Below are 16,927 nucleotides of genomic sequence, written 5' to 3' on the forward strand. Positions count from 1 at the left end.
GGTGCCGAAAACTGTTGTCGGCACCGCCCTTTGACGTAGAATTCAGCCATCTTGTATGGTGTGCTTGTTGCGAACTGGGTTGCGCGTGAAGTCTTTCCGAGAGAATCGTTTCCTGATGATAGCCGTGGCGGTCTCGCTGCTGGCGCACGGCGCCTTGCTGGCGATGCATTTTGTCGCCCCGGCCCCGCAACGGGCCGTGGCCACGGATCCCGGCCTGGAAGTGATACTCGTCAATGCCAAGCATGCCAATAAGCCGCTGCAGGCCGACGCCCTGGCGCAAGCGAACCTGGACGGCGGTGGACAGGCCGACAAGGGCCGCGCCAAGTCGCCCTTGCCCGACATGCGCAAGGTGGAAGAGGGCGACAGCGTCAAGGCCAGCGCCCGGCGCATTGCCGAACTGGAACAAAAACAGCAGGAATTGCTGACGCAGGCGGCCAAGCCCACGCCGTACAGCGCCGCCCCCGTCACGGAAAAGGACAAGCCCAATCCCCTGGCCAGCGGCTCGGACTTGATGGAAAGCAGCAAGGCCATCGCCCGCATGGCGGCCGAGATCAGCCAGACCGTGGAAGACCAGAACAAGCGTCCCCGCAAGACCTTCATTACGCCCAGCACGCAGGAGGTCGGCTATGCCATGTATTACAAGACCCTGCAAAAGCGCATCGAGGAAATCGGCACCCTGAATTTCCCGCAAAAGAATGGCCGCAAGATGTATGGCGAACTGGTCGTCTACATCCCCATCTTCCAGGACGGCACGATTTACCAGAAAGAGGGCGGCGCCCGCGTGGAGAAAAGCTCGGGCAACCCGGCGCTGGATGCGGCCGCCCTGGCCATCGTGCGCCGCGCAGCGCCGTATGGCCGTTTTCCACCGAATATGTTGTCGAGTGACAAGGATGACCTGTGGGTCGTCATCACCCGTTTCAAATTTACCCGCGAAGAAAAAATGGAAGCTAACCTGACTGGCGGCAGCAATTGAGCAAGAAAAATATTCATCCCGATCAATATTGTGTCTTCGGCAACCCGATTGCCCACAGCAAGTCGCCCCTGATCCATGCCGCGTTTGCCCTGCAGACAGGACAAGCCATGGCCTATGAACGCCGGCTGGCGCCGCTCGATGGCTTTGCCCTGGCGGCCCGCAGCTTTGCCGCCGAGGGCGGCAAGGGCGCCAACGTGACGGTGCCCTTCAAGCTCGACGCCTGCGCCCTGGCTACGGAACTGACGCCGCGCGCCCAGGCGGCCGGCGCCGTCAATACCCTGCGTTTCGATGGCGATACCATTCTTGGCGACAATACCGATGGCGCCGGCCTGGTGGCGGACATCATGCGCAACGCGGGCGTGGCCATCGCCGGCAAGCGCGTGCTGCTGCTGGGCGCGGGCGGCGCGGCGCGCGGCGTCGTGCTGCCCTTGCTGGAACAGGCGCCGCAGGAAATCTTCATTGCCAACCGCACCGTGGCCACGGCGGAGGCGCTGGTGGCGCAGTTTGCCGATGCGCTCGGCCATCCCGGCCAGTTGCGCGCCGGCCCGTTCACGCAGCCCGAGGGCGTCTTCGATATCGTCATCAATGCCACCTCGGCCAGCCTGGCGGGCGACTTGCCGCCCGTGCCGGCAAGTATCTTTGGCAGCCATACCCTGGCGCTGGACATGATGTATGGCGCCCAGCCCACCGTCTTCATGGACTTTGCCGCCCAGCATGGCGCGCAGGTGCGCGACGGCCTGGGCATGCTGGTGGAGCAGGCGGCCGAAGCGTTTTGCGTGTGGCGCGGCGTGCGCCCGCAGACGCAGGACTTGCTGGCGCAATTGCGGGGCAGCCTGTGAGCGCCAGCAAGAAGGGCGTGCGCAAGGGCGGCAGCGGCAGCCGCTACGGCTGGATCAAGTGGCTGTTCATCGTGCCCGTGCTGGCCTTCGTCGTCGTGCAGCTGTATTTCTTCCTGCAAATCTGGTGGTGGGTCGACCACAACCCGTCCAGCACGGCGTTCATGCGCGAACAGCTGTCTGTCTTGCAGGACAAGAATCCCAAGGCCACCATCCAGCAGACGTGGGTGCAGTACAACCGCATCTCGAACAACCTGAAACGGGCCATCATCGCCTCGGAAGACGCGAACTTCTCCGAGCACGAAGGGGTGGACTGGGATGCCTTGCAAAAGGCATATGAAAAAAACAGCAAAAAGCAGAAGGTCGTGGCGGGCGGCTCTACCATCACGCAGCAGCTGGCGAAGAATCTGTTCCTGTCCGGCTCGCGCAGCTATGTGCGCAAGGGCCAGGAACTGATCATCACGTATATGCTGGAAAGCCTGATGGAAAAGCAGCGCATCTTTGAAATCTACCTGAACGTGGTGGAATTTGGCACGGGCATCTTCGGCGCGGAAGCGGCCGCGCGCCACTATTACCATGTGAGCGCGGCGGGCCTGAGTGCGGCGCAGGCGGCGAAACTGGCCGTGATGCTGCCGAATCCCCGCTTTTACGACCGCCACCGCGATACTGGCTACCTGAACCGGCGCACCAGTGTCATCCTGCGCCGCATGGGGGCGGCGGAATTGCCTTGAGGATGGCCGGCTTTGTTTGCATTACATTAAAGCTGTCTTATTGGCACTATTGCAGCGCAGCATCTTAATAGGCCAGCTTGGTGCATCACCGCACTTTTTCCGTGAAAAAGCGGTGCCGGGGGTGGTCGTGAAAAGGCCTTTGCGGGTACACTTGCGCTGTTTTCATTTTTGGCGCCAGCGCCAGCACATCACGATAACCCAACATCCGGCTGAGAGCGCGCATGATCAATGTCTTTGTATTACAGAATGGCCGGCTCAACCAGGTGCCGATCGACAGCCGCGCAGACCTCGAAAATGCCGAACCGGTGTGGGTCGACCTGACCGACCCCACCGATGATGAACGGGCCTGGGTCAAGGCCATCTACAACGTCACCCTGCCGGGCGAAGACGAAGTCAAGGATATTGAAGCGTCGGCCCGCTATTACGAAGCGGAAAACGGCGACCTGCACCTGCGCACGGATTTCCTGCGCGAAGAGGACGACGGCCCTTCGCGCGTCATCACCGTGGCATTCATCCTGGCCCGCAAGATCCTGTTTTCCATGCATACGGACGACCTGCCCGTGTTCCGCCTGGTGCGCATGCGCGCCCGCTCGCGGCCAGGCTCGATCGCCGACTACATGGACGTGCTGCTCGACCTGTACGCCACCGACGCCGAATATTCGGCCGACGTGCTCGAAGGCATCTACCAGAACCTGGAAGAAGTGAGCACGCGCGTGCTGCAAAAGGAATTTACGGATGCGCACGCGGCCGAAGCGTTGAATGCGATTGCTCACGAGGAAGATCTGAATGGCCGTATCCGCCGCAACATGATGGATACGCGCCGCGCCGTGAGCTTTCTGATGCGCGGCCGGCTGCTCAATTCCGAGCAGTTCGAGGAAGCGCGGCAGATTTTGCGCGACATCGAATCGCTCGATGGCCACACCTCGTTCCTGTTTGATAAGATCAACTTCCTGATGGACGCCACCGTCGGTTTCATCAACATCAACCAGAACAAGATCATCAAGATCTTCTCGGTGGCCAGCGTGGCCTTCCTGCCGCCCACCCTGATCGCCAGCGTGTACGGCATGAACTTCAAGCTGATGCCGGAGCTGGAATGGTCGTTCGGCTACCCGTGGGCCTGGGGCCTGATGGTCACCAGCGCCATCGCGCCTTTCCTGTACTTCCGCCACCGGGGCTGGCTGAAATAAGAAAACGGGCCCGCAGGCCCGTTTTTTTTCAGGGCGCCGCTTTTTTCGGTGCGATGCCAGTGTATTGCGCCGACAGCAGTTTCCACGCCGCCCCTTCCTTTTTCGCCACATAGCTGGCGCGCAGGGCCATGTTGCGCTGCTGTCCGCCCGCCTGTACCGTTACCGCCAGCCGGGCGATCAGCACGGCCGTATCGCCCGCGACGCGCACGAACGGCTCTTCCACCGCGATGACGGGAGCGGCGGATTTTTTCTCGGGCGCATAGAAGGCCAGCATCTTTTCGCGCGTGTCGACATCGCCCAGCGGCGACACTTCCGCGTAATTGTCGGCCGTCAGGGCTGCCAGGGCCGGTGCGTCAAAACTGGCTTGCGCTGCCACGTGCTGGCGCACGAGGTTGAGGACGGCCGCATCGTCGTCCGCCGCCCGTGCGGGCTGCGCGGTCGCCACGAAGGCAAGCGCGGCAATTGTGGAAATCAGGGATAATCGGCCTTGCAGAAAATTTTTGCGTGTCATGGTATCGATCCTGTTGGGCCTGATTCAAGCGATCAGGGCAGGCAAAGTATGCCATTGAAGTTATCTAAAAGAAATTACTTCATGCGGCCGATGGCCGGCACGCAACGCAAAGTATCGGGATGTGGCCGGCCAGGCGTAGCGCGCCACGCCCCCCTGTTCTATGCTGGCGGCGCGCACGGTGCGCTTCGCCCCTATTGGAGAATACATGCCTGACACCGTTCCTTCCCTTCCCCGTTTCACCCACCTGATCAGCGACTGCGATGGCGTGCTGATCGACAGCGAAGCCGTGGCCCTGCAGGCGCTGCTGGAATTGCTGGGACCGCGCCTGCCGAACCTGCCCCAGGGTGTCACCCTGCAAGGCTTGATCGAGCCGCGCCTGGGCCAGCGCCTGGTGCCGCTGATGCAGGATATTTACCGGGAACTGGATTTGCCGCCGCTGCCGGCCGATGACATCATGGCCATCGGTAACGCCGTCGATGCGGCCTGCGACGCCCAATTGCGCGCCGTGCCCGGCGTGGCGCAGGCGCTGGCCGCCATTCCCCTGCACAAGGCCGTGGCTTCGAACAGCGTCAGCGCACGCGTGCTGTCGGCGCTGGAGCGCACGGGCATGGCGCCCCTGTTCGACAAGCGCGTCTTCACGCCGGACCTGGTGGGGCACGCCAAGCCGCATCCGGGCGTCTATCTGGCGGCAGCTGCCGCCTTCGGCGTGCCGCCAGGCCAGTGCCTGGTGCTGGAAGACAGCGTCACGGGCGTGACGGCGGCCGTGGCGGCAGGTACGACGGTATTGGGATTCATCGGCGGCGGGCATATCGCCGCCGGCCAGGAAGCGCGCCTGAAGGCCGCTGGCGCGCACCTCGTGTTCAACGACATGGGCAAGCTGCCGGCGCTGGTGGCGCAGCTGCTGCAGGGCGCCACAGTGTAGCGGCAGCTGGCAATACCGCTGCGCGCCGGCCGCAAGGCGCGGCGCGCAGCAGGTCTTGTCAGGGCGGTGCCTTACGCCAGCTTGGCGAACACCTTGCGCGCGGCGGCGATGGTGGCGTCGATGACGGCATCGTCGTGCTGTGCCGAGACGAAGCCTGCCTCGAAGGCCGCTGGCGCGAAGTACACGCCCTCGTCGAGCATGGCGTGGAAGAAGGCGTTGAACTTGCCGCGGTCGCCCGCCATCATTTCCGCGTAGCTGGTCGGTGGCGTGGCGCTGAAATAAATGCCGAACATGCCGCCGATGTAGTCGGCGCAGAAGACCACGCCCGCCTCTTGCGCAGCGCTTGTCAAGCCTTCGGCCAGGCGCTTGGCCGTGGCGCCCAGCTGCTCGTAGAAGCCTGGCTGCTGGATCAGTTTCAGGGTCGCCATGCCGGCCGCCACGGCGACCGGGTTGCCCGACAGGGTGCCGGCCTGGTAGACGGCGCCCAGCGGCGCCATATGGTGCATCAGCGCGGCGCTGCCGCCGAAGGCCGCCACCGGCATGCCGCCGCCGATCACCTTGCCCAGCGCGGTGAGGTCCGGCTTGATGCCGTACAGCGCCTGCGCGCCGCCCAGAGCCACGCGCAAGCCGCACATGACTTCATCGAAAATGAGCAGGGCGCCGTGCTGCGTGCACAGCTCGCGCATCGCCTGCAGGAATTGCGGCGTGGCTTTCACGAGGTTCATGTTGCCGGCCACGGGTTCGACGATCACGCAGGCGATGTCCGCGCCGAAGCTGTCGAAGGCGTCCTTCAGCTGTTCCACGTTGTTATAGTCGAGCACCAGCGTGTGCTTCACGAAGTCTTCCGGCACGCCGGCCGACGTCGGGTTGCCGAAGGTGAGCAGGCCGCTGCCCGCCTTCACCAGCAGCGAGTCGGCGTGGCCGTGGTAGCAGCCTTCGAACTTGACGATCTTGTCGCGGCCCGTGGCGCCGCGCGCCAGGCGCAGGGCGCTCATGGTCGCTTCCGTGCCCGACGACACCAGGCGCACCTGCTCGATCGACGGTACCAGGCGCGTGATTTCCTCGGCCATCAGCACTTCGCCTTCGGTCGGCGCGCCGAACGACAGGCCCAGTGCTGCCGCATCCTGCACCGCCTTGACTACCTTGGGGTGGGCGTGGCCGACGATGGCCGGGCCCCACGAGCCAATGTAGTCGATGTAGCGCTTGCCGTCCGCGTCCCAGAAGTACGGGCCTTCGGCGCGCGTGATGAAGCGCGGCGTGCCGCCCACGGAGCGGAAGGCCCGCACGGGCGAGTTGACGCCGCCTGGCGTGGTTTTTTGTGCGCGGGCAAACAGGATGTCGTTCTGTGAAGTCGTCGTCATGATAATCGTGCCTTGAAAGTGGATCGTTGTCTGTGTCGTCTGGTCGGTGTCTATTGGCCGCCGCGCTGGCGCTGCTGCCGGAACAGCCGGTTCGGCACCAGCTTGCCCATGCCGTGGCGCTGCGCGTGGGCCAGCGCGCCGGCGGTAAATTCCTGCGCCGCCACGACCACCTGCGGCACATCGTCTTCATTGTCGGCCAGGGCCAGCAGGGCGGTGGCCGCCGCCGACAGGGTGCTGCCGGCGCCGTTGAAGATGCCCGGCAGGTGCTGCCATTCGTCGTGGCGCACCACGCCGTCTTCGCCGAACAGGGTATTGGCGCGCAATTTGCCCTCGGCCGTGCCGGACTTGCTGGCGTCGGCCGGCATGCCGGTGACGAGCACGTATTCGCAGCCCAGCGCCACCAGGTAGTCGACGTCGTTCTGCAGGGTGTCGTCCGGGTCGGCGTCGCGCCAGGTTTCGGCCAGGCGCTCCAGTTCCACCGGCGAGAGCACCAGCAAGGTCGTTTGCGGGATCAGGAGCTGGCGCACGGCGGTGAGGATGTCTTCGTCGTCCATGCCCTGTTCCGGCAGCGCCGAAATGAAGGGATCGAGGATCAGCGGCACCTCGGGATAGTCGGAGACGATTTCGGCGATGGCCGTGACGTTTTCCACGCTGCCCAGGGCGCCGATCTTGATGGCCGAGACGGACATGTCTTCCAGCAGCACGCGCGCCTGGTCGGAAACCCAGTCCGGGTCGACCGCCTGCACGTCTTCCACGCGCGCCGTATCGCTGATCAACAGGCCCGTGGTGACCGACAGGCCATGGCAGCCGAAGGCTGAAAACGTGGCCAGGTCGGCCTGGATGCCGATCGCGCCGACCGGATCGGACACGCCGAAGCTTAATATGAGGGGAGAAGTTTGGTTTTGCACGGCGGGTAGATTAAGATACCTAATTCAGCATTTTACTTGATTGAAGGGTGGCAGAACGTGAGTAGCAACGAAACAACGCAGCAATTCCAAACGTGGATGTGTCTTATTTGCGGCTGGGTTTATGATGAAGCGGCTGGTCTGCCTGACGAAGACATCGCTCCGGGCACGCGTTGGGCCGATGTTCCGATGAACTGGACCTGCCCTGAATGCGGTGCGCGCAAGGATGATTTCGAGATGGTAGCGATTTAATTGATGCCGACCCATGGGAGGTTGCTGCCGCACGCAGGTGTCGCAGCCGCCTGTGCTATGGTATGAAAGATTGCTGAATAATTAAATGACGCACTCCTTGCCGCCCCAGGCACCGTCCGACAGCGCCTGCATACTGGTCATCGATGACAGTGCCACCAGCCGCAGCGCGGCCGAACGGATCCTGCGCGAGGCCGGTTATCGCGTGGTGGTGGCGGAAAACGGCTTTGAGGCATTGGCCAAGATCGCCGACTGCCAGCCGGCGCTGATCGTGTGCGACATCGTGATGCCGCGCCTGGACGGCTACCGCACGTGCGCGCTGATCAAGGCCAGCGCGGCTTTTCATGCCACGCCGGTGCTGATGCTGTCGGCCAAGGAAGGCCTGTTCGACCGCGCGCGCGGCGCCATGGCAGGCGCCAGCGCCTGCCTGGCCAAGCCGCTGGCGCGCGAGGCGCTGCTGGAGGCCGTGCGGCTGCACCTGGCCGGGCATTTTGAGTAAGTGGTTTATTGATTGACAACGCAGCAAGGAAGCAGATGGCCATACACACAATTCTGATCGTCGATGACTCGCCGACAGAACGCTATTACCTGAGCGAGATGCTGGTGCGTGCCGGTTATGCCGTCGTTACGGCGCAGGACGGCGCCGACGCGTTGGCGCAGCTGAAGCAGACCCGGCCCGACCTGATCCTGATGGATGTGGTGATGCCCGGTGCGAATGGCTTCCAGATCACGCGCGCCATCGCGCGCGATCCCGAACTGCAGGACGTGCCGGTGATTATCTGTTCCAGCAAGAGCCAGGAAACGGACCGCATCTGGGGCTTGCGCCAGGGCGCGCGCGATTATCTGGTCAAGCCGGTGGTGGAAGCCGAGCTGCTGGCCAAGATCGCCGCGCTGTCCTGAGAATGCCGACGATGCCAGGTCAGGGCGTGACCACCGGGGCTTTCCCGCCTGCCGCCATGCCGTCTTTCGAGACGGGCGCGCGGCAGGGGCGCTTGCGCCAGTATCAGCTGCAATTGATCGAGCGGATACAGGCCGCGCGTAGCGGCGCGCTGGCGGCCCGCAAGGAGCTGGGCGTGATGCTCGGCGGCCGGTCGTGCCTGCTCGACCTGACGCAGCTCGGCGAAATCGTCATTGCCACCGGCGTGCAGATCCAGGGCGTGCCGCTGGCGCAGGATTGGTACCTGGGCCTGGCGGCCATGCGCGGACGCCTGACGGCCATCGTCGACCTGGCCCGCTACATGGGCGAGCCGGCTTGCGCGGCAGGCCATCACTGCCGCATCATCACGTTTTCTCCCCGTCTGGGCCTCAATTGCGCGCTGCTGGTCGAGCGCGTGCTGGGCTTGCGCCAGCTGCGCGCGCTGCAAGCCATGCCTCTGCCGGAGGCGCCGCCGGGCGCGCCGCCGCCGTGGGCGGCGCAGGCGCTGCGCGACAGCGACGGGCAGCAGTGGCTGCGCCTGGACCTGGCGCAGCTGGCGCAATCGGAACGCTTCCTCGATGCCGGTTTTGGCGGCCTCGCCGCACACAAGGACATTGGCTGATGGGCGCCCATTCCCCTATCCTGGCGGCCGGCATGCCCGAAGCGGAGCACGCCACCGGCGAGCCGGCATCGGCGGCCGACCTGCCGCTGCGCCTGCGCGACGCGCTGGGACGGCGCAAGTCGCTGGCCAATGCGCCGGTGCGCGACCTGAAGCTGCCGCTGATCGGCCATTTTCCGCTGCAAAAACAACTGAGCATCCTGTCGACGGTGATGGCCCTGAGCCTGGCCGCCAGCCTGCTGTTCGTCGGCCTCAATACGCGCAGCGGCAATATCGCCTCGGCGCAGACGCAGCTGGCCAGCGATGCGCTGATGCATTCGCAGCGCATCGGCAAGGCCGCGCCGAACGCCGTGCAGGGCAATCCGGAAGCTTTCCGCCAGCTCGAGGAAAGCCGCAATGAATTGAACCAGGATTTCCGCCTGATGCTGCGCGGCGGGACGTATCACGGCCGCGATATCGGCGAATCGCGTTCCGCCCTGCTGGCGGCGGTGGCGGACGCCCGCAAGAAATGGGCCAGCAGCGACCGCGCGGCCAGCACCATCTTGCGCCTGAAAACGGAGCTGGGCGAATTCGACAAGACCTTGCAGCAATTGAACGCGCTGTCGCCGGCGTTGCTGGCGCAGACGGAGGAAATCGCGGCGCTCAAGGTGCAGCGGGGCGGCAATGCGCGCGACCTGGCCGTCATCGGCCGCCTGATGATGCTGAGCCAGCGCATGAGCCGCAGCGCCAGCGAGTTCCTGTCGTCGGGCAGCATCAGCTCGGAAACGGCGTTTTCGCTGGGGCGCGACACGACCTATTTCCGCGCCGCCGTGGAAGGCCTGCTCAATGGCAGCGTATCGCTGCAATTGGCGGCCACGCGCGATGCCGAACTGCGCGATCGGCTGGTGGCGCTGAAAGCCAGTTTCGATAATTACCAGAAGCTCGTCTCGTCGATCCTCGACCGTCTGGATAAATTCAGTTCGGCGAAAAGCGCCGAGCAGCTGATCTTCAACGAGAACGAAGACCTGCGCCAGCGCCTGACCCTGCTGCAGCAGATGTACCACGTGAACCAGGAAACGCTGGGGCTGGCCTTCTGGATGATGGTCGGCGGCGTGTTGCTGACGCTGATCGCGGCGGCCGGCATCGGCCGCGTGCTGCTGCAGGATTCCGTCAACCGCACGCGCGACGCGGAGCGGCGCCGCCATGAGGCGGAAATCCAGCGCCTGCTGTCGCAGGAAAAGGAAGAGCAGGCCAAGGCCAAGAACGAGCAGAACCAGGCTGCCATCCTGCGCCTGATGAACGAATTGCAGAAGGTCGCCGACGGCGACCTGACGGTGCAGGCCACCGTGTCGGAAGACATCACGGGCGCCATCGCCGATTCCGTCAATTACACGGTCGAGGAATTGCGCGGCCTGGTGGGGCGCGTGACGGCGACGGCCGAGCAGGTCAACCGCGCCTCGACGCAGGCGCAAAGCATCTCCAGCAAACTCTTGATCGCTTCGCAGCAGCAGTCGCGCGAAATCCAGGGCGTCAGCGCCACCGTGGTGAAGATGGCCAATGCGATTACCGACGTGTCGAAGTCGGCCAGCGTCTCGGCCGACGTGGCGCGCCAGTCGGTGGCGGCGGCGCAGCAGGGTTCGACGGCGGTGGAAAACGCCATCAAGGGCATGCATGAAATCCGCGAGCAGATCCAGGATACGTCCAAGCGCATCAAGCGCCTGGGCGAATCGTCGCAGGAAATCGGCGAAATCACGGAGCTCATTTCCGACATCACCGAACAGACCAACGTGCTGGCGCTGAACGCCGCCATCCAGGCCGCATCGGCCGGCGAGGCGGGGCGCGGCTTCTCGGTCGTCGCCGAGGAAGTGCAGCGCCTGGCCGAACGCTCGGCCGCCGCCGCCAAGCAGATCGGCGCGCTGGTGCGCACCATCCAGGCCGATACCCAGGACGCCACCCGCGCGATGGAAAAATCCACGCAGGGCGTGGTCGAAGGCGCGCACCTGTCCGACGCGGCCGGCGCGGCGCTGAACGACATCAGCCAGGTGTCGAAACACCTGGCCGAACTGATCCAGGGCATCTCGTTCGCCACGGGAACGCAGGCCGGTTCGGCCAGCGGCGTGGCCTTGAATATCCAGCATATCCTGAGCGTGACGGAACAGACGCAGGACGGCACGCAGCAGACGGCGCAGTCGATTCACAAGCTGTCGATGCTGGCGCAGGAACTGAAAAACTCGGTGTCGCGCTTCCGCGTCGCCGCCTGAACGCTGCGCCATTCCAGGGCGCGGCGCGTTGTGCGTACCGAATGTTGCGTTACGATTTCCTTACCGAGGCATGCATGAGCACACCTGATAGTCCACAGCAGTCCAAGCCGTTCGACAGCGAACCTTTGTCGTGGGTGATGGTGGAAATCCGCGAAGCGCTGGGCCGTTCGAAAACGGCCCTGTTCGAAGCGGGTGGCCGCGAGCGCGAGGAACGCGCCACGGCCCTGCAGCATGCGCGCTCGCATTTGCACCAGGCGCATGGCGCGCTGGTGATGGTGGACGTGGCCGGTGCCGGCCTGCTGACGGACGGCGCGGAACAGGCGCTGGCGCGCTTTCGTGACGGCAGCCTGGAATATACGCTGGACCATGCGCAGATCGTCGCCGGGCTGTATCAGGCCCTCGTCGAATACCTGGAAGACCTGGTGGCCGGCACGCCGCCGCAGCCGATGCGTTTGTTCCCCTACTACCGCGACCTGCAAACCATGCTGGGCGCCGAACGCATCCACCCGGCCGACCTGTTTTTCCCGCCCTCGGCCATGCTGGATGGGCATGCGGTCGCGCTGGCGGACGCGCCTCCTGTGGCCGACTATCCGGCCTGGCGCGGACGCTTCGAAAAATCGCTGCTGCCGTTCCTGAAGGCGCAGGACGATGCGGCGCGGCGCCAGCACGCCGGCGACTTGCATGCCACCCTGACCCTGGTGGCCGATGCGCAGCAGGAAGCGCCGGCGCGCACCTTCTGGTTCGCCATGCAGGCGTTTGCGGGACTGGCGGCCAGCGGCGAGGGCATGGGCACGCTCAACGTCAAGCAGCTGTTCGGATTGATCAACCTGCAATTGCGCCGCCTGGCGCAGGGCACGGCCAGCCTGCCCGAAGCGATGCTGCGCGACGCCCTGTTCTTCATCGCGGCCGCCGCCGAGCCGACGCCGGAGGCGAGCCAGCTGCGTGCCGCTTTCGCGCTGGAGGGGCAGGTGCCCGCCGACCTGGAAACGCGGCGCTACGGCCAGGTCGACCAGGATGCCCTGCAAGGCGCCCGCGCGGCCCTGGCGCAGGCGCGCGCCAGCTGGAGCCGCCTGGCGCAAGCGGACCTCGATCCCGCCCTGGGCGCAGCATTCGAACAGTCGCTGCAGCAGGTGGCGGCGCAGGCCGAGATCCTGAAGCAGCCAGCCTTGGCCGGCCTGCTGCGCCAATGCGCGGCCGTGGCGCAGCAGGCGGTGGCCAGCGGGCGCAGTGCGGCGCTGGAAAATGAAATCGGCATGGCGCTGCTGTTTGCGGACACGGGGCTGGAGCAGGTGCGCCGCCTGCCCGACGATTTCGCCGGCAATGCGGAAACCATCGCCGCGCGCCTGCAGGCGCTGCTGGCTGGCGAGGCGCCGCCGCCCGTCACCGCGGGCGAGCTGTCGCGCCAGATCGAACAGGGCCAGACCGTCGCCGCGCTGGCCGAGGAAATGAAGACGGGTCTGCGCCAGGTGGAAAAGGTGCTCAACGCCTATTACGCGGATGCGTCGCGCGAACGGGCGGGTGCCCTCGACGGCGTCGCGCCCGTGCTGGGGCAGCTGCTGCAGCAGCTGGCCGGGCTGGGACAGGAAGACGCCCGCGCTGCCGTGCTGCAGGTCGACACTGCCGTGCGGCAGCTGGCCGGTGGCGACGCCAAGGCGGATGCCAATGCGGAGGCGCACGCCGAGGCGCTCGACGAGATCGCGCAAAATGTCAGCGCGCTGGGATTTTTTGTCGATATGCTGGGCCGCAACGCGCAGGCGGCCAGCGGGCGTTTCCATTTCGATGCCGCTGCCGGCACCTTCCGCGCCCTGCCATTTGAAAAAGTCGCCGCCGCCGGTGCCGTGCCGGTGCCCTTGCTCGACCAGACCCTGGCGCCCGCCGCGCCTGCCGGCGTGGATGCCGCGCCCGCCGTGACCGATGTCGACGCGGAGATGCTCGATATCTTCATCGCCGAAGCGCGCGAAGTGCTGGCCTTTATCGATACCACGCTGGCCCTGCCGCGCGAGCAGGCGGCCAGCGGCGACCACCTGGCCATGCTGCGCCGCTCGTTCCACACCCTGAAGGGCAGCAGCCGCATGATCGGCCTGGCGCAGTTTGCCGAGGCGGCCGGCGCCATCGAGCGCGTCATGAATACCTGGCTGGCCGAGGCGCGCCCCGCCAGCGACGACCTGTTTACCTTGCTCAATTACGGCTGGTACCAGCTCAGCGAATGGGTGGCCGAACTGGAAGGCGGCGCAGGGCGCGAGCGCGAGGCCGGCATGCTGCTGGCGGCGGCCGAGCGCGTGCGCGATGGCGGACCGTTCGAACTGCGCAAGCCGCGCCCGCCCGTGCCCGCGGCCAGCAATGGCAACGTGATCGGCTTTCCATCCGCCACGGCGCCGGCCGCGCACGAAGCGCCCGACGATCACCTCAAACACGTGGGCGAACTGCGCATCAGCCTGCCCTTGTACAACATCTACCTGGCCGAGACGGATGAATTGCTGCGCGTGCTGACGCGCGATTTTGGCGAATGGCGCCATGAGCAGCGCGCCGTCAGCGCCGATGCGCTGCACGCCGTGCATACCCTGGCGGGAACGTCGGGCACGGTCGGCTTCCAGTCCTTGCGCGACCTGGCGCACGCGCTCGAGACGGTGATCGAGACGGTGGCGTCGCCGCTGGCCGGCCTGCGCGCCGAACAGCACGACGTGCTGGAGCAGGCCACGCAGCGCATCGGGCAGATGCTGCAGGCGTTCGCATTGGGCGACCTGGCGCCGGCGCAACCGGACATGATCGAAGCGCTCAACACCCTGTGGCGCGCATTGACGGCGCCGCCCGGCGAGAGCGGGCAAGGGCGGCTCGACGCCCTGTTTGCCGCCGCTTACGCCAGCATCGTGGGCACGCCGGCGCAGCCCGCGGAAGCCCTGGCCGCAGAGCAGGACGCAAAGCAGGACGCAAAGAAGGACGTAGAGCCGGGTGAAGAACTGGCCGCGGTGCCCGCGGCGCAGCTCGAGACCCTGTTCGAGGCGGCGTATGCGAGCATCGTCGCCGACGCGCTGCAGCCGGCTGCAGCCGCCGTGCCCGCGGCCGACATCGGCGCCAGCGACGATCTGTTCGACGCAGGCTTCGAGCACGCGCCGCCGCTGGAATACGCCGCGCCGGAGGAACCGGATGCGCCGGCGCCGGCCATCATGCCGGCCGATGCGGCTGCGCTGCTGGCGGCCAGCGCCGGCATCAGCGATGAACTCGACCTGGACCTGCTGTCCGTCTTCCTGGAGGAGGGGGCAGACCTGCTGCCGCAGATCGGCGAGGCGCTGCGCAGCTGGCAGCAGCAGCCGCACGACAGCGGCCAGGCGCAGATGCTGCTGCGCACCCTGCATACGGTGAAGGGCAGCGCGCGCATGGCCGGCGCCATGCGCCTGGGCCAGCATGCGCATGAAATCGAGACGCATATCGAAAACATGCTGCACGCGGGCACCGCCACGCCGCAGGCCTTCGAGGAATTGCTAGCCCATTACGACCATGCGCTGCATTTGTTCGAGCAGTTGCAGCAGCCCTTGCTGCCCTTGCCCGGCATGGAAGACACGCCGGCCGCCGAACCGAAGGCGGCGCTGGTGCGCGTGCGCGCCGACATCCTCGACCGCCTGGTGAACCAGGCCGGCGAAGTGTCGATCACGCGCTCGAAGATGGAAAATGAAGTGGGCGTGCTGGGCGCTTCGCTATCCGAGTTTTCCGACAACCTGGCGCGCCTGCGGCGCCAGCTGCGCGAAGTGGAAATGCAGGCCGAATCGCAGATCGCCTCGCGCATGGCCGTCGGCAGCGAGCGCGATTTCGATCCGCTCGAATTCGACCGCTTCACGCGCCTGCAGGAACTCACGCGCATGATGGCCGAAAGCGTCAACGACGTGGCGTCCTTCCATGAAAACCTCAGCCACAGCGTCGATGCCGTGACGGACGACCTGGTGCTGCAGGCGCGGCTGACGCGCGAGCTGCAGCGCGACCTGATGCAGATCCGCATGGTGCCGTTTTCCAGCATCGCCGAACGCCTGTTCCGCGTGGCGCGGCAAAGCGCCAAGGAAGTCGACAAGCGCGTCAACCTCGACATCCGCGGCGGTGGCGTGGAAATCGACCGCAGCGTGCTGGAACGCATGGCGGCGCCGTTTGAACACCTGCTGCGCAACGCCATCGTGCACGGCATCGAGCCGCGCGACGCGCGCCTGGCGGCCGGCAAGAGCGAGACGGGCGAGCTGCTGGTGCAGCTCAGCCAGCAGGGCAATGAAGTGGCGATCGCCTTTTCCGACGATGGCGCGGGACTGGACCTGGAACGCATCCGCGCCAAGGCGCACGGCGCCGGCCTGGTGGCAACGGGTGCGCCATTGACCGACGCGCAGGCGGCCGAACTGATTTTTACGCCGGGTTTTTCCACTGCCGACAGCCTGACGGAACTGGCCGGGCGCGGTTTCGGCATGGACATCGTGCGCTCCGAAGCGCTGGCCCTGGGCGGGCGCGTGGAGACGCTGACGCAGGCCGGCCTGGGCATGCGCTTTACCATCCACCTGCCGCTGACCCTCGCCGTTACGCAAGTGGTGCTGCTGGCGGCGAACGGCAAGACGTATGCCTTGCCATCGGTACTGGTGGAGCAGGTGCTGCACCTGAAAGGCGGGCAGCTGGAACAGGTGCGGGCGGCCGGATGCATCGAGTCGCACGGCCAGTCGCTGGCGCTGCACCACCTGTCGGCCATGCTGGGCGAGACGCCGGCGGCGCAGGCCATGCAGCGCTATGCGCCCGTGCTCCTGCTGAGGAATGGCAACGACAGGCTGGCGCTGCAGGTCGATGACGTGGTGGGCAACCGCGAGGTCGTGGTCAAGCATGTGGGGCCGCAGCTGGCGCGCATGCCGGGCATTGCCGGCGCCACGGTGCTGGGCACGGGCGATATCGTGCTGATCCTCAATCCGGTGGCGCTGGCGCAGCACCTGGAGCATCATCCTGAACTGCTGTCGCAATATGCGCTGGCCAGCAGCGCACAGCATGCCGCTTCCAGCGCGCTGGCCGCGCCGGCCGTCCGCGTGCTGGTGGTCGACGATTCGCTGACGGTGCGCCGCGTGATGCAGCGCCTGTTCGAGCGCGAAGGCTACCAGGTACTGCTGGCCAAGGATGGCATCGATGCGCTGGAGCAGCTGCATGCGCTGGAACCGGCCGCCATGCCGGCCCTGCTGCTGGTGGACGTGGAGATGCCGCGCATGGACGGCTTTGACCTGACGCGCAATGTGCGCAGCGACGAGAAGACGCGCGCCATCCCCGTCATCATGATCACCTCGCGCAGCGCCGACAAGCACCGCGCGCACGCGTTCGAACTGGGCGTGGATGCGTATTTCGGCAAGCCGTTCCAGGAAGAGGACTTGCTGGCGGAAGTGGCGCGCCTGCTGGGCGGCGCCGTGGCATAGGTCGGTGCAGGCCCGGTTGGCGCGAAGCGCGCAAGCCGACGCAGTACCGGCCAAGATAAC

Annotated in this window: 14 protein-coding genes; 11 read left to right on the forward strand and 3 right to left on the reverse strand. The window is 65.9% G+C overall.

Features of this window, described 5'->3' with window-relative positions; genetic code table 11:
* Positions 1-115: 115 nt before the first annotated feature.
* From GCN74_RS17960 to corA, 4 genes are all read left to right on the forward strand, one after another.
* Positions 116-973, forward strand: a complete 858-nt coding sequence (locus GCN74_RS17960; protein ID WP_152257942.1) for an energy transducer TonB — start codon at positions 116-118, stop codon at positions 971-973.
* Positions 970-1,812 (forward strand): shikimate dehydrogenase, encoded by an 843-nt coding sequence (aroE, locus tag GCN74_RS17965; protein WP_152257943.1) that lies wholly within the window; start codon positions 970-972, stop codon positions 1,810-1,812. Before GCN74_RS17960 ends, aroE begins: the two co-directional genes overlap by 4 nt.
* Positions 1,809-2,540, forward strand: coding sequence for a monofunctional biosynthetic peptidoglycan transglycosylase (gene mtgA, locus GCN74_RS17970; protein WP_152257944.1), 732 nt, complete (start codon positions 1,809-1,811; stop codon positions 2,538-2,540). Before aroE ends, mtgA begins: the two co-directional genes overlap by 4 nt.
* Positions 2,541-2,761: 221 nt before the next feature.
* Positions 2,762-3,727, forward strand: coding sequence for a magnesium/cobalt transporter CorA (gene corA / locus GCN74_RS17975; protein WP_077408488.1), 966 nt, complete (start codon positions 2,762-2,764; stop codon positions 3,725-3,727).
* A 28-nt stretch (positions 3,728-3,755) separates the two neighbouring features.
* Here corA and GCN74_RS17980 read toward each other — a convergent pair whose 3' ends face one another.
* Positions 3,756-4,238: a nuclear transport factor 2 family protein gene (locus tag GCN74_RS17980; RefSeq protein WP_152257945.1), complete on the reverse strand. Its 483-nt coding sequence runs from the start codon at positions 4,236-4,238 to the stop codon at positions 3,756-3,758.
* Between the two features lie 205 nt (positions 4,239-4,443).
* Between GCN74_RS17980 and GCN74_RS17985 the strand changes: the two genes are divergently transcribed.
* The gene (locus tag GCN74_RS17985) at positions 4,444-5,160 is read left to right on the forward strand and encodes an HAD family hydrolase (RefSeq protein WP_152257946.1); all 717 of its coding nucleotides are present in this window, start codon (positions 4,444-4,446) and stop codon (positions 5,158-5,160) included.
* A 71-nt stretch (positions 5,161-5,231) separates the two neighbouring features.
* On the opposite strand, the gene hemL is transcribed toward GCN74_RS17985, so the two are convergent.
* Both hemL and thiD read right to left on the reverse strand, forming a co-directional pair.
* Entirely contained in the window at positions 5,232-6,521 is a 1,290-nt protein-coding gene (gene hemL / locus GCN74_RS17990) for a glutamate-1-semialdehyde 2,1-aminomutase (RefSeq protein WP_152257947.1), read from the reverse strand.
* A gap of 50 nt (positions 6,522-6,571) precedes the next feature.
* Entirely contained in the window at positions 6,572-7,429 is an 858-nt protein-coding gene (gene thiD, locus GCN74_RS17995) for a bifunctional hydroxymethylpyrimidine kinase/phosphomethylpyrimidine kinase (protein WP_152257948.1), read from the reverse strand.
* 96 nt (positions 7,430-7,525) lie between these two features.
* Here thiD and GCN74_RS18000 point away from each other — a divergent pair, with 96 nt between their 5' ends.
* The 6 genes from GCN74_RS18000 to GCN74_RS18025 all read left to right on the forward strand — a co-directional run bounded on the left by GCN74_RS18000 (position 7,526) and on the right by GCN74_RS18025 (position 16,867).
* The gene (locus tag GCN74_RS18000; protein ID WP_038488910.1) at positions 7,526-7,678 is read left to right on the forward strand and encodes a rubredoxin; all 153 of its coding nucleotides are present in this window, start codon (positions 7,526-7,528) and stop codon (positions 7,676-7,678) included.
* 85 nt (positions 7,679-7,763) lie between these two features.
* On the forward strand, positions 7,764-8,174 hold the full coding sequence (locus tag GCN74_RS18005; protein ID WP_152257949.1) for a response regulator: 411 nt from the start codon (positions 7,764-7,766) through the stop codon (positions 8,172-8,174).
* Between the two features lie 35 nt (positions 8,175-8,209).
* Positions 8,210-8,575, forward strand: coding sequence for a response regulator (locus GCN74_RS18010; RefSeq protein ID WP_152257950.1), 366 nt, complete (start codon positions 8,210-8,212; stop codon positions 8,573-8,575).
* Between the two features lie 26 nt (positions 8,576-8,601).
* Positions 8,602-9,213: a chemotaxis protein CheW gene (locus GCN74_RS18015; protein WP_319633470.1), complete on the forward strand. Its 612-nt coding sequence runs from the start codon at positions 8,602-8,604 to the stop codon at positions 9,211-9,213.
* Positions 9,213-11,450 carry a methyl-accepting chemotaxis protein gene (locus tag GCN74_RS18020; RefSeq protein WP_152257952.1) on the forward strand — a complete coding sequence of 746 codons (2,238 nt, stop codon included), beginning with the start codon at positions 9,213-9,215 and terminating at the stop codon, positions 11,448-11,450. The genes GCN74_RS18015 and GCN74_RS18020 overlap by 1 nt, the downstream gene beginning before the upstream one ends.
* A 74-nt stretch (positions 11,451-11,524) precedes the next feature.
* Positions 11,525-16,867, forward strand: coding sequence for an Hpt domain-containing protein (locus tag GCN74_RS18025; RefSeq protein ID WP_193317144.1), 5,343 nt, complete (start codon positions 11,525-11,527; stop codon positions 16,865-16,867).
* Positions 16,868-16,927 lie beyond the last annotated feature (60 nt).

Origin of the sequence: Janthinobacterium sp. FT14W (genome assembly GCF_009208755.1) — a bacterium.
GTDB classification, from domain to species: domain Bacteria; phylum Pseudomonadota; class Gammaproteobacteria; order Burkholderiales; family Burkholderiaceae_D; genus Janthinobacterium; species Janthinobacterium violaceinigrum.

What these genes read in the sequence shown, in the direction of transcription:
- GCN74_RS18010 (WP_152257950.1), top strand. Translation starts at nt 8,210, where the DNA reads ATGGCCATACACACAATTCTGATCGTCGATGACTCGCCGACAGAACGC.
- GCN74_RS17985 (WP_152257946.1), top strand. Translation starts at nt 4,444, where the DNA reads ATGCCTGACACCGTTCCTTCCCTTCCCCGTTTCACCCACCTGATCAGC.
- GCN74_RS18020 (WP_152257952.1), top strand. Translation starts at nt 9,213, where the DNA reads ATGGGCGCCCATTCCCCTATCCTGGCGGCCGGCATGCCCGAAGCGGAG.
- GCN74_RS18000 (WP_038488910.1), top strand. Translation starts at nt 7,526, where the DNA reads ATGTGTCTTATTTGCGGCTGGGTTTATGATGAAGCGGCTGGTCTGCCT.
- GCN74_RS17960 (WP_152257942.1), top strand. Translation starts at nt 116, where the DNA reads ATGATAGCCGTGGCGGTCTCGCTGCTGGCGCACGGCGCCTTGCTGGCG.
- corA (WP_077408488.1), top strand. Translation starts at nt 2,762, where the DNA reads ATGATCAATGTCTTTGTATTACAGAATGGCCGGCTCAACCAGGTGCCG.
- GCN74_RS18025 (WP_193317144.1), top strand. Translation starts at nt 11,525, where the DNA reads ATGAGCACACCTGATAGTCCACAGCAGTCCAAGCCGTTCGACAGCGAA.
- GCN74_RS18005 (WP_152257949.1), top strand. Translation starts at nt 7,764, where the DNA reads ATGACGCACTCCTTGCCGCCCCAGGCACCGTCCGACAGCGCCTGCATA.
- hemL (WP_152257947.1), bottom strand. Translation starts at nt 6,521, where the DNA reads ATGACGACGACTTCACAGAACGACATCCTGTTTGCCCGCGCACAAAAA.
- GCN74_RS17980 (WP_152257945.1), bottom strand. Translation starts at nt 4,238, where the DNA reads ATGACACGCAAAAATTTTCTGCAAGGCCGATTATCCCTGATTTCCACA.